Source organism: Enterococcus sp. AZ120 (assembly GCF_050546165.1).
In the GTDB taxonomy this organism is placed as follows: Bacteria; Bacillota; Bacilli; order Lactobacillales; family Enterococcaceae; genus Enterococcus; species Enterococcus faecalis.
The window spans coordinates 258,355-270,583 of record NZ_CP172950.1; the positions used below are offsets into that span (position 1 = coordinate 258,355).

At 37.8% G+C, this 12,229-nt stretch carries 13 protein-coding genes; 8 read left to right on the forward strand and 5 right to left on the reverse strand.

What is annotated here, in order from left to right; translation table 11 throughout:
* Nucleotides 1–3: 3 nt before the first annotated feature.
* A complete protein-coding gene (locus tag IGJ46_RS01340) occupies nucleotides 4–624 on the reverse strand; it encodes a flavin reductase family protein (RefSeq protein WP_002364981.1) in 621 nt (206 codons plus the stop codon).
* 21 nt (nucleotides 625–645) lie between these two features.
* Nucleotides 646–1,620, reverse strand: coding sequence for a ring-cleaving dioxygenase (locus tag IGJ46_RS01345; RefSeq protein WP_002355221.1), 975 nt, complete (start codon nucleotides 1,618–1,620; stop codon nucleotides 646–648).
* A 265-nt stretch (nucleotides 1,621–1,885) separates the two neighbouring features.
* On the opposite strand from IGJ46_RS01345, the gene IGJ46_RS01350 reads away from it, so the two are divergent.
* Together IGJ46_RS01350 and IGJ46_RS01355 are read left to right on the forward strand one after the other, a co-directional pair.
* A complete protein-coding gene (locus IGJ46_RS01350) occupies nucleotides 1,886–2,242 on the forward strand; it encodes a DMT family transporter (protein WP_002386054.1) in 357 nt (118 codons plus the stop codon).
* On the forward strand, nucleotides 2,239–2,550 hold the full coding sequence (locus tag IGJ46_RS01355; protein WP_002355223.1) for a DMT family transporter: 312 nt from the start codon (nucleotides 2,239–2,241) through the stop codon (nucleotides 2,548–2,550). Before IGJ46_RS01350 ends, IGJ46_RS01355 begins: the two co-directional genes overlap by 4 nt.
* Before the next feature lie 95 nt (nucleotides 2,551–2,645).
* On the opposite strand, the gene IGJ46_RS01360 is transcribed toward IGJ46_RS01355, so the two are convergent.
* Nucleotides 2,646–3,692: a chitinase gene (locus IGJ46_RS01360; RefSeq protein WP_002380011.1), complete on the reverse strand. Its 1,047-nt coding sequence runs from the start codon at nucleotides 3,690–3,692 to the stop codon at nucleotides 2,646–2,648.
* A gap of 42 nt (nucleotides 3,693–3,734) precedes the next feature.
* Complete coding sequence (locus IGJ46_RS01365; RefSeq protein WP_002355225.1) at nucleotides 3,735–4,319, reverse strand: lytic polysaccharide monooxygenase; 585 nt, start codon at nucleotides 4,317–4,319, stop codon at nucleotides 3,735–3,737.
* 274 nt (nucleotides 4,320–4,593) lie between these two features.
* On the opposite strand from IGJ46_RS01365, the gene IGJ46_RS01370 reads away from it, so the two are divergent.
* The 3 genes from IGJ46_RS01370 to IGJ46_RS01380 are packed head-to-tail and all read left to right on the forward strand — an operon-like array spanning nucleotide 4,594 to nucleotide 6,764.
* A complete protein-coding gene (locus IGJ46_RS01370; RefSeq protein ID WP_002355227.1) occupies nucleotides 4,594–5,328 on the forward strand; it encodes an acyl-ACP thioesterase domain-containing protein in 735 nt (244 codons plus the stop codon).
* A 49-nt stretch (nucleotides 5,329–5,377) separates the two neighbouring features.
* Nucleotides 5,378–6,211, forward strand: a complete 834-nt coding sequence (locus IGJ46_RS01375; protein WP_002358361.1) for a DUF72 domain-containing protein — start codon at nucleotides 5,378–5,380, stop codon at nucleotides 6,209–6,211.
* Nucleotides 6,212–6,227: 16 nt separating this feature from the next.
* On the forward strand, nucleotides 6,228–6,764 hold the full coding sequence (locus tag IGJ46_RS01380; protein WP_218391375.1) for an HAD family hydrolase: 537 nt from the start codon (nucleotides 6,228–6,230) through the stop codon (nucleotides 6,762–6,764).
* A gap of 22 nt (nucleotides 6,765–6,786) precedes the next feature.
* Here the strand turns inward: IGJ46_RS01380 and IGJ46_RS01385 are convergent, their stop codons facing one another.
* Nucleotides 6,787–8,139 (reverse strand): aspartate kinase, encoded by a 1,353-nt coding sequence (locus IGJ46_RS01385; protein WP_218391376.1) that lies wholly within the window; start codon nucleotides 8,137–8,139, stop codon nucleotides 6,787–6,789.
* A 186-nt stretch (nucleotides 8,140–8,325) separates the two neighbouring features.
* On the opposite strand from IGJ46_RS01385, the gene IGJ46_RS01390 reads away from it, so the two are divergent.
* The 3 genes from IGJ46_RS01390 (at nucleotide 8,326) to IGJ46_RS01400 (ending at nucleotide 12,205) form a co-directional block, all read left to right on the forward strand.
* Nucleotides 8,326–9,012, forward strand: a complete 687-nt coding sequence (locus IGJ46_RS01390) for an HAD family hydrolase (RefSeq protein ID WP_002355232.1) — start codon at nucleotides 8,326–8,328, stop codon at nucleotides 9,010–9,012.
* A gap of 185 nt (nucleotides 9,013–9,197) precedes the next feature.
* The gene (ezrA, locus tag IGJ46_RS01395; protein WP_002355233.1) at nucleotides 9,198–10,934 is read left to right on the forward strand and encodes a septation ring formation regulator EzrA; all 1,737 of its coding nucleotides are present in this window, start codon (nucleotides 9,198–9,200) and stop codon (nucleotides 10,932–10,934) included.
* Between the two features lie 125 nt (nucleotides 10,935–11,059).
* The gene (locus IGJ46_RS01400) at nucleotides 11,060–12,205 is read left to right on the forward strand and encodes a cysteine desulfurase family protein (RefSeq protein ID WP_218391377.1); all 1,146 of its coding nucleotides are present in this window, start codon (nucleotides 11,060–11,062) and stop codon (nucleotides 12,203–12,205) included.
* Nucleotides 12,206–12,229 lie beyond the last annotated feature (24 nt).

The following is a 12,229-nucleotide window of genomic DNA, read 5'->3' on the forward strand; positions in this document are numbered from 1 at the left end:
TTTTTACGTTGGGCGGCGAATTTCACGGATTTCGCCCAATGTTGTATAATCATTGCCTGCTAAACGAGCAATCGGTTGGAGTTTTTCAGGTAAAATGTACTGATGTTCTTCATCGAAAACGGCTGAATCAAAATAGAAATCGGTAATTTCTACAATGAATAAATCCGTAATAATTTGACCTTCATGGTTAGCAATAGGTACATATTGATGTAAGCGAGCTTCCATCCGAATCGGCGCGGCTTTGATTGCTGGAACAGCAACAGTCTGGCTGGCAATGGTTTCAATACCAAATGTGTCAATTTCACTGATCTCTGCTACTAAAGGTGCCGAAGTCTGATTCATTTGAGTAAGAACGTCTTCGTTAACGAAATGGATGACAAGTTCTTTAGTAGCCAAGATGTTTCGTGCCGTATCTTTAGGCGCTTTGTCTGGTCGTAAAATGGATAACGTTGCTAAAGGAATTTCAGCTGCCGCCGCATTAAAGAAACTAAAGGGAGCAGCGTTGACGACACCTGTGGCTGTATCTTGTGTTGTAACCCAAGCGATTGGCCGAGGAATAATACTTCCTGATAAAAATTTATACGCTGTTTTTGCAGATAACTCGTTACTATTGTAATGAATCATAGGAGCCTCCTAGAAAAAATACTAATTTCTTTGAACATTCGCATCTGAAGTATCGAAAGGACGCACAAATTCTTCAATCCCTGCCCGTTTTGGTTCTAAAAATGGCGGTAATGATAATTTTTCACCAGCGTGTTCATAGGTTTCATCCTCTAAAAACCCAGGACCATCGGTTGCCAGTTCAAATAAAACATGTGTTGCTGCCAAGAAATATTCAGATTTAAAGTAAAAACGTTCCACAAAGCCAGAATTAGGAAATTCCAAACGATTAATTTTTTCAATCCAGAAACGTAGTGCTTCCTCATCGGCAACGCGCAAGGCTAAGTGATGGACATTGCCGTAGCCTTCTTGGGCCGCTGGCAAATCTTCTCGATGCTCTACGATAATGCTGGCACCATTCCCACCTTCGCCAACTTCAAATAAATGGAAACTACCTTCAGCATCAATCAATTTGAACCCTAAAACTTCAGTTAAAACTAGTTGCAGATGTTCGTAATTTTCGACAGTTACAAAGGCTGGACCTAAGCCGATTAAAGCATGTTCACTAGGGACGTTAGATTTTTTCCAAGGCGTGCCGGCTGCAACACCTTGGTTCTTTTCATCAGAAATAAGTTGGTAACGTTGATTGTCAAAGTCTTCAAATTCTAAATACTTTTTACCAAAACGTTCTTGAATTTCTCCATGATCAATTGCATATTCATTAAAGCGTGATACCCAGTAATCCAAAGCAGCATCATCTTTTACACGGAAGGAAGTACGAGAAATTGTATTGGTTCCTTTGGTTCCTTTAGGTAAGCCTGGGAAGTCAAAGAAAGTCATATCTGTTCCGGGAGAGCCGGCATCATCAGCAAAAAATAAATGATATGTTTCAATATCGTCTTGGTTGACAGTCTTCTTAATTAAACGTAGACCTAAAATATCGGTGAAAAAGTGATAAATTTTTTCGGCACTTGAAGTCATGGCAGTGACGTGGTGTAAACCTAAAATTTGTGTATTCATAATAAAAATCCTCCTAAAAGAAAAATAATTTTTTAATTAATTAACTTACTAAAAGTAAGTTTAAATGATTAGTCCTAAAAATGCAAAAGAAATGTCTCGAATTCGAACTATTGTTTTTTAGTTGATTTTTTAAAAAAATAAGAATATAATGACCTGAGATATTTTAATACATAAACTTTCGTAAACATCGCCGGATGCTTGCGACTAAAGTGTTAATGAACAGTTCTTAGGCCATAGCTGAACTGTTTGTTGGCACTTTTTTTGTTTGGAAGGGAAGGAAAACAAGATGAGTAAAGCTTGGTTAAAAGTTATTTTTGGCGCTTTTTGTGAAGTGATTTGGGTCATTGGCATGAAGCATAGTACAACATGGTGGGAGATTTTAGGGACAGTAATCGCAATCTTTATCAGTTTTTATGCGCTGATTAAAGCAGGAGAGGAATTGCCAGTCGGCACAGCCTATGCTGTATTTGTCGGCTTAGGTAGTGCTGGAACTATTGTAACAGATCATTTTTTATTCCACACACCATTGGGCATAGGAAAAGTTCTTTTTCTGTTGCTGTTATTAATAGGTGTAATTGGCTTAAAAATGGTAACTGGAAATAAAGAGGAGGAAACAAGATGAGTTGGTTATACTTAGTTATTGCAGGCTGTTTTGAAATCTTTGGCGTAGGTTCAATTAAATTATTTACAACAAAAAAAGACTTACGTTCATTGTTAATTTTAATTCTAGCGTTTAGTGGTAGTTTCTTATTCTTATATTTAGGGATGAGACAATTGCCGATGGGCGTTTCTTATGCGGTTTGGACAGGAATTGGTACAGCAGGAGGCGCTATTTTAGGAATGCTCTTAGGTGAATCAAAAGACCTACGCCGGATATTTTTTATTTTTTTAATCATTGTTTCTGTGATTGGTTTAAAATTAATTGGTTAGAAAGCAAGAGAACATTGTTTGGATTATTGAAAGACAGGTGAGTAAAATTTAAAAAGAGACAGAACCAAATGCGGTGTTCTGTCTCAAAATAGCTTTTATTTTACAAGGTTACTATAACGTGTCGCAAATTCATTGTTGTAGGACTTGCCGTTGACATCTTGACCAACGTCCCAATTTGCAGACCAAGTCATTAAGCCACGGATAGGGTTACCGTCTTTTGCTAACTGATCAAAAGTTTTGGCTACAGGGGTAGCCTCAACGACATAGCCGCTACCAGCAGCATCCCGATTTGCTGGTAAACCAAGGACTAATTTATCGTTTGGTATCTGTAGATAGCCGCGCGTGCCATGGATTAATGAATCAGACATATAATAGAGGAACTCGTATTTTAGAGCATCGTTGCTTTGAGCAACCCAAGTCATAATTTCATCAACCCAGACACCGTCGCCGCCTTGGTTATATAATTGTGGGGCAATGTAATCATAATAACCATTTAGGGAAGTAATGTATGTTTCATAAGCGGCACCAGGTTTTAAATAAGGGAATTCTGGCGCCATCGTAATGATGAAATTTTTTCCTTGTGCTCGATAATGGTCTTTGACTATTTTCAATGCAGCAGGGATGACGGTTTGGTTGTCGCCAGCAGTAATCGCCAATTGCTCTAAGTCAATGTCTAAACCATCAAAGCCGTATGTTTCCACTTGACGAATGATTTCATTCGCAAAGGCTTGTTCATCGCCTTTGACTAATTGGATATGTGCATCTGCTCCACCAAGTGCCAATAAAACTGCGCGATCTTGACTATTTAATTGTGCGACTTCTTGTCGGAAGGCAGTGTCCGTTTGGTTATAAGGCTTGAACGTAGGAATCCGTGTCGTACCATCGCTTTTCATGAAGGAAACCGGTACGACATTGTAGGCTTGATTTACTTCTGAAAGGTTCAGCGATGCTGATGTTCCTTGTTTGTAACCATCGCGTCCTTTTGAGGCCCAGTTATGCCAATATCCAACCAACACTTTTTTGCCAGAGATATCTACCATCGTATCCGCAGCATCTGCAGAAGCTTGAGTAGGCGTTAACCACAAGCCAACTGCAACGGTTGAAAGAAGGAGAAAAGCAGGAATTATTTTTTTTAGCTTCATTTTTTGAGAACTCCTTTAATGTAGTTTAAGATGTGAGTATTTTTACTGAATGTTCACATCAATCGCTTGGTAAAAGGCGTTCACCGTATCACCAATGCCCCAGACAGCGTAAATGACATGATAACCTTTGCGGTCTGTCGGAATATTAATTGTTTGTTTAACAACTTTATTAGGAACTTCTTGTTTACCGTCAATTGAAGCAATTTTGTCGAAGTTTTTAATGTCTAATGGTTGATTGGGATTCCAGCCATTTTTAGTAATATAGTAATCCCAAGAAGCAGTTCTATGTTGGGCAGTTAAGTTCCAAGTGATGTCAAGGGGACCTGTTGTAATGTTTGTTTTGTGCCAACGAGTAGCTGTTTGTTCATCCAAAGGTTCAAAACCTGAGACACCTGCACTGGCTAATTTACCAGTAATAAACGTATTTTTGGGCGCTTCGATACTTTGAGGTTCCCATTGTGCACGACCAACATTTGTATTTAAGTTACCACCAGCAGAACTACCAAAGAAAGCACGACTTCCAGGACTTGCTACGTAACCATGAGCCTCCGAAACAGTAGGGGCCAATGCAGCGCCACCTAAAACAAAACTAAAAGCCAGGACGATTGTTAATAAACTCTTTTTCACGAAAAAAACCTCCTAAAAAATTATTTTGTATGCGCTTACAGATAGGAATATAACATAATAATCTTTCGGATACAAATAATAAGAAATGTTATTTTTAAAAATAAAACAATATTTTTTAAGTAATATTAAGAATGTTTTTAAATAATATAAATAATAGTGTTTTTCAAAGTTTTGTTAATTTTTCATTCGGAATCGCAATTGAAGAAATCACGTGGTATACTTTTAAGAAGAAACAATGACACGAAAGTAGCCATTGGAAAAAGGAGATTATTTCGTGGGAAAAAAACATACATCCTCTTATGAAGTTGCCTACTATGACGGCGATTTTACTGGTGCAATGAAGATACCGGCTTTGTTAGCGGTTGTCATTAAAGTATCAGAAGAACAAACAGAATTACTAGGAAGAGATGCGGCTTATGTCGCTCAATTTGGTCTAGGCTGGGTCATCACCAATTATGAAATAGAGATTCACCGCTTACCAAAAGTTGGTGAAAAAGTAGCAATTACAACGCAAGCTATGAGTTATAACAAATATTTTTGTTATCGTAACTTTTGGGTTCATGATGAAGAAGGCAATGAATGTGTCTTTGTGAAATCAACCTTTGTCTTAATGGATCAAAAAAATCGGAAAATCAGTAGTGTGTTACCAGAAATTATTGCACCTTTTGATTCTGAAAAAATCACTAAAATTTATCGCCATGAAAAAATTGAAAAAGTCACAGAGGGGAACTTTTTACCTTATCGTGTGCGTTTTTTTGATATTGATGGCAATCAACATGTTAATAATGCGATTTACTTTAATTGGTTATTGGATGTGTTAGGGTATGACTTTTTAACAACGCATCAACCGAAAAAAATTCTTGTGAAATTTGACAAAGAAGTAGAATACGGCCAAGAAGTCGAAAGTCATTACGAAATTGTCGAACAAGAAAATCAGTTGAAAACGCGCCATGAGATTCGGATTGATGGTCAAACCTATTGTGAAGCGAATATCGATTGGACAAACTAAGTTAAGATGACGGTTTAGAAAATAAAAAGTTACGCAGAGGAGGAAGGACATGATTCGCTTAGGATTAACATCTTTTAGTGAACACGACTATTTAACTGGAAAAAAACGGGCCACGCTTTATGAATATGCCAGTCATTTACCGCTAGTTGAAATGGACACGGCGTATTACGGGATTCCTCCCAAAGAACGAGTAGCTGAATGGGTCAAAGCAGTTCCCGAAAACTTTCGCTTTGTCATGAAAGTTTATAGTGGAATCAGTTGTCAAGGTGAGTGGCAAACCTATTATGCAAGTGAAGAAGAAATGATCACCGCCTTTTTAGAAAGTATGGCCCCGTTAATTGAAAGTAAAAAATTATTTGCCTTTCTGGTACAATTTTCAGGAACATTTGGTTGTACGAAAGAAAATGTCGCTTACTTGCAAAAAATTCGTCACTGGTTTAAAGACCTACCCATCGCCATTGAATTACGAAATAATTCATGGTATCAACCAAACTTTGTAAAACAAATGTTGCAATTTATGAAAGAAAATCAATTTTCACTTGTGATTGTAGATGAACCGCAGATTCCTACGAATCCAGTGCCCTTTTATCCTTATGTAACGAATCCTAATCTCGTGCTCTTCCGGTTTCACGGACGTAATGCGGCTGGCTGGTTAGCCAATGATGCAGAGTGGCGTAAAAAAAGAACCCTCTATCATTATAATACGCAGGAAATCGCTGATTTAAGCGAAGCTGTTTTAAAAATGTCGCAAGAAGCTAAAGAAGTGGGCGTAATTTTTAATAATAATTCTGGCGGCGATGCTGCAGAAAACGCTCTACAGATGCAAAAAGTCTTGAATTTGAGTTACGATGATTTGAATCCAAAACAATTAGATTTATTTTGAGAAAGAAGGTAGCTGAATGTCTGAAAAGCAATCCCCTTATGAAATGGCTTGTGCATTCCACGAGGTTTTTAATCCACAACAACCAGAGCAACCAACTGCTTTTTCGCCAGAGTTAGCCAGTCGACGAGCAGAGTTTAAAGTTGAAGAACTTGTAGAATTTTTATATAGTGCTGCTGATAATGACCAAGTAATTTTTCAACAATTGGTCAACGGATTAAAAAAATCTGTCGATAAAGCAGAGCAGAAAGTCTTGGCGAAAGGCAAACCAGTATCTGATCCTTTAGTGGAGGAAGTGGATGCACTAGTTGATTTATTGTATTTTACTTATGGTTCGTTTTGCTTAATGGGCGTCAATCCAACAAAAATTATTGAAATCGTTCATCAAGCCAATATGGGGAAATTATTTCCAGATGGGCAGCCACATTATGATCCAGAAACAAATAAAGTATTAAAACCTGAAAATTGGGAACAAGATTTTGCGCCAGAAGCTAAAATTAAAGCGGAAATTCAACGCCAATTGAAAATTACTGAAACCAATGAAAAAGACGAATGAGAAAACTCATTCGTCTTTTTCATTAATCATGGAAGAACGTCCGATATAAGGCTTTGATGGCTTTTTCCTCTTGTTCTTTTTTGATACCAAACATAATACTTACTTCCGAAGATCCTTGGTTAATCATTTCTAAGTTGATTTTTTCTTTGGCTAACGCCATTGTACTTTCAGCAGTAACCCCAATTCGTTGGCGCATGCCTTCCCCGACAATCATAATCATGGAAAGGTGATGCGTGATGCGTAACTCATCAGGCGCTAAAACTTCTTGGAGTTGGGCCATCAGTTGATTTTCAATTTCAGTTGTTAACTGGTCTTCTCTTAAAACAATCGTGATGTCATCAATTCCTGAGGGCATATGCTCATAGCTCAAGGCTAATTTTTCTAGTACTTCTAAGAGCCGTCGCCCAAAACCTAACTCTCTATTCATTAAATACTTACTAATGTAAATACTTGCGAACCCTTGATCACTAGCAATTCCTACAACAGGGGCATGCTTCACTTTGCGAGAAGTAGTAATTAGGGTGCCAGGATGATGTGGGTTGTTAGTATTTTTGATAACGACTGGAATATTTGCGCGATAGGCAGGCATTAAGGCTTCGTCGTGGAGGACGGCAAAGCCTGCATAAGCTAACTCCCGCATTTCTCTGTAGGTCAATTCTTGAATCGTTTGAGGCTGTTCAATAATTCCAGGATGGGCGACATAAATTCCGTCCACATCGGTAAAGTTTTCATACAAATCTGCTTGAACACCTGCGGCAACAATGGACCCTGTGATATCGGAACCGCCACGAGAAAAAGTACAAATTTCGCCGGCTTCTGTATAACCAAAGAAACCTGGAATAACCAAGATTTGTTGAGTCTCACGATAGGCACTAATTTTCTCTAAAGCTTTTGGTAAAATGCGGGCATTGCCTGGCTCAGGTGTCACTAGGAGACCTAATTCTTTTGGACTAATGTAGCGAGCATCTAAGCCATTCTGATTGAAAAAACTGGCAACAACTTTTGCATTATTGTCCTCGCCGCTAGCTAAAAAATAGTCAAATAAAAAAGCATTGTTTTCTTTTGGTAAAGTGGCTAATTGGCGAATCGAAATAGCAATATCAGCTAAAACTGCTTTATCCAAGTGTAATTCATCAAAAAGATCTTCATAACGACGAATGATGGCAGAGATTGTCGATTCAATGTCCTCATTATTTAAGTAGCGCTGATAGTATTGAATCAATAAATCAGTCACTTTAATATCTTGCGGGGTTCGCTTTCCAGGAGCGGATACAACGACAAACGTTCGGCGCGGCTCTTCCTTGACGATTTGTAAGACTTTCTGTAACTGTGGTGCTGATGCTAGCGAGCTACCGCCGAATTTAACTACGTTCACGTTTATCACTCCTGTTTTTAATTATTTTCTCATTTGTAGATTAGTAAAAGGATACCGAAAAACATTTAGAAAAGCAACCACTTATTTTCAGAAAGTTAGGAAATCATGAAAATATTTGTTCTTCATTTTTCCTTAAAATTTTGTTAAACTGTAAAGATATGAGTCGTAACGAAGGAGTTAAATAGTATGACAGAATCCAAAACTGCCATTATTTTTGATATGGACGGTGTCCTAGTAGATAGCGAAGCTTATTATTATGAGCGACGTAAAGCATTTTTAGCGGAATTTGATTTGACCATTGAGGGCCTAACCTTGCCAGAATTAGTCGGTGCGGATATGCGTTCATTATGGCAAAAGATTGAACAAGTCAACAAAAAAGAGCTAGATATTGCTTTTTTAAATGAACAATACATAGCCTATAAAAAAGCGCATCCGATAGATTATTTAGCTGTGCTTGATGAAAATGCGAAACGTGTTTTACAATTTTTAAAAAGACAAGGCTATAAAATCGGATTAGCTTCTTCTTCCACAAAAGACGCAATTGAAGAGGTTTTGACAGTGGGGCAATTAAGTAGTTATTTTGATGCGGTCGTGAGTGGGGAAGATTTCGAAGAAAGTAAACCGGCGCCGGATATTTATCTGCACACGTTACAAGAATTAGCTGTTGCGCCACAGGAATGTATAGCCATTGAAGATTCAGAAAAAGGCATTGCCTCTGCCAAAGAAGCTGGGCTAGAAGTTTGGGCTATGCGCGATGAACACTTTGGGATGGATCAAAGTCAAGCGGATGCCTTCTTAACACAACTAAGTGATATTTGTAAAAAAATTAGTGAAAATCGGATCGATGAAAGCAGTGAATCAACCCCTTCGTAAGAAGATCGCGGGTTTTCTTAAAAAAGTTTGTTATAACTAGTGAATGAATATACAGTTTGTGCTATAATTTTCTATAGGTATTTCTGCAAGAATGCCCTTTTTCAAGGGTCAGGAACAATAGATAACCGTGTGAAGAGAACAAACAACCTTTCTTTTATTATAGAAAAATTATCGGAGGAGCCAAAATGAAGAATAATTGGATTATCATTTTAGTACTAGTAATCGTTATTATTGCTGCGGTGCTATACTTAATTGGTTATTTTATGCGCAAAAAAAATCAAGAACAATTAGATGAATTAGAAGTTCGTAAAGAAGCCCTGTTTGACTTGCCAGTCTTTGAAGAAATCGATGACATTAAAAAAATGCATCTAGTTGGACAGAGTCAAAATAGTTTCCGTGAATGGAATCAACGTTGGGTAGAACTATCGACGCGTTCTTTCGCCGAACTAGAGAGTCAAATTTATGAAGTCGAAAATCAAAATGAAATTTTCCGTTTCATGAAAGCGAAGAAAGCAGTCGTGGAAGCGAATGAAACGATGACCGAAATGGAAGCCGAAGTGGAAGTCATTCGTAATGGCTTGAAAGAATTACGTGAAAGTGAAGAGCGCAATTCATTAGAAGTTCAAAAAGCTTTGGATGTCTATGAAGAATTAAGTAAATCACTAAAAGATGATAAAGCTAGCTTTGGTCCAGCTTACTCCGAAATCCAAAAACAATTAAGAAACGTCGAAATTGAATTCACACAATTTGTCACACTAAATACATCGGGGGACCCAATTGAGGCTCGAGAAGTCCTAGAAGATGCGGAACGTCATACGTATGAATTGGAAGACTTAATGAAACGGATTCCACCAATGTATGAAGAATTAAATGAAACTTTCCCAGATCAATTAAAAGAAATCGAAGAAGGCTACAACCAATTATTAGCTGACGATTATGTGTTCCCTGAACAAAACTTTGCTGAAGAAATTCAACATGCGAAAAAACGTGTCGAGAATTCAATGGCTGATTTAGAGAAAACAGAGATTGCTGCAGTAGAGGTCGCAAATCGCGACACAGCAACGGCGATTGATGCATTATATGAAGTGATGGAACGTGAAATTGAAGCGAAGAAATATGTCGTGACCAATCAAAAAATTATTGACGATTATATTTCTCATTCCTTAAAAAATAACCGTCAATTAATGATTGAATTGGACCATGTATCACAAAGCTACACCTTAAACAACAACGAGCTAGGACGTAGTCGTGGCTTCCAAACGGAAATTGAAGAAATTATCCGCCGTCAAAAAGACTTGGAACCTCGAATGAAAGAACATACCGTTCCTTACTCTGAAATTCAAGCGTTCTATAAAGAATGCTATAAGATTTTAGATGATATTGAAAATCAACAATTAGAAATTGATGCTTCATTGAAAGAACTAAGAAAAGGCGAAAAAGTCGCCCAAGAAAAAGTCGACGAATACGAATTCCGTTTACGGAGTATCAAACGGTATGTTGAAAAGCAACGATTACCAGGTTTGTCTGCTGATTACTTAGAATTTTTCTATGTGGCAACGGATCGAATTGAAGATTTAAGCCGAGCCTTAAATAAAATGCGCATTAACATGGATGAAATCAATCGTTTGTGTGACTTATGCGAAGATGATTTAGAGTTATTAGATAAGAAAACAAAAGATTTAGTCAATGCAGCAGCTCTGACGGAACAAATGATGCAATATGCAAACCGCTATCGTCATACTCACGAGAACATCCGAGCGGCTTTAGATAAAAGCATGTATTTATTCTCGACAGAATTCCGTTATCAAGATGCATTAGATGAAATTGGAACGGCATTGGAAGCTGTTGAGCCAGGGGCGTTCAAACGAATCGAAGATTTTTATTTTAAAAATATCAATAACCCTAATTTAACAGCAATTTAATTAAACAATCACTAAACAGAGGTTTGTCGACAGACAAGCCTCTGTTTTTATGGCGTGGTGGTGACTTGAAGTGATACTTTAGAAAGTATATAATGGGAAAGAATTTTAAAAAAGAAGGGTGACAAATGATTTATTTTGATAATAGTGCAACTACACCGATTTACCCCCAGGCTTTAGATACATATGTAAAAACCAGTCAGCGGATTATTGGCAATCCGTCTAGTCTGCATGACTTAGGCAGCCAAGCGAATCGGCTCTTACAACAAGCACGGAAGCAGATTGCGGAGCTAATCAATGTTTCAACAAATGAAATCTATTTTACAAGTGGCGGAACTGAAGGAGATAACTGGGTTTTAAAAGGAACGGCAATCGAAAAACGAGAATTTGGTAATCATATTATTATTTCTGCAGTGGAACATCCAGCAGTTACAGAAACAGCGGAACAATTAGTCGAACTAGGTTTTGAACTTTCTTATGCGCCAGTGGATAAAGAAGGTCGTGTAAAAGTCGAGGAACTACAGAAATTAATTAGAAAAGAAACGATTTTGGTTTCTGTTATGGCAGTGAACAATGAAGTGGGAACGATTCAACCAATTAAAAAAATCAGCGAGGTTTTAGCGGAGTTTCCTAAAATTCATTTTCATGTAGACGCGGTTCAAGCAATTGGGAAAGTTAATTACTCAGAGTGGTTAACGGATCGGGTGGATTTTGCAACGTTTTCTGCACATAAATTTCATGGACCACGAGGCATTGGTTTTATGTATTGGAAACAAGGAAAACGTTTAGCGCCGCTTTTAACAGGAGGCGGGCAAGAAAACAACCAACGCAGTGGGACAGAAAACGTACCAGCAATTGTGGCAATGGCCAAAGCGTTACGCTTGCATTTAGAGAACGAACAACAACGGCCGCAACATGTGGCGACGTTACGGAGTTATTTATTAAAGGCGCTAGAAGAATTTCAAAATGTGACTGTTTTTTCACAAGATAATGAACATTTTGCGCCACACATTTTATGTTTTGCTTTGAAAGGGATTCGTGGCGAAGTGCTGGTCCATGCATTGGAAGAAAAACAAATTTATATTTCGACTACGAGTGCTTGTTCTAGCCGAAAAAAAATGGCTAGCAGCACCTTGTATGCCATGCATGTGCCTGGAGAATTGGCGACTTCCGCTGTGCGCATTAGTTTAGATGAAAGCAATACAATGGCAGAAATTGAACAATTTATGATTGTTTTCAACCAACTTTATCAAAAATTTTCTCGTGTAAATTAATAAAAAATAAGTCGGAGCCTAGAA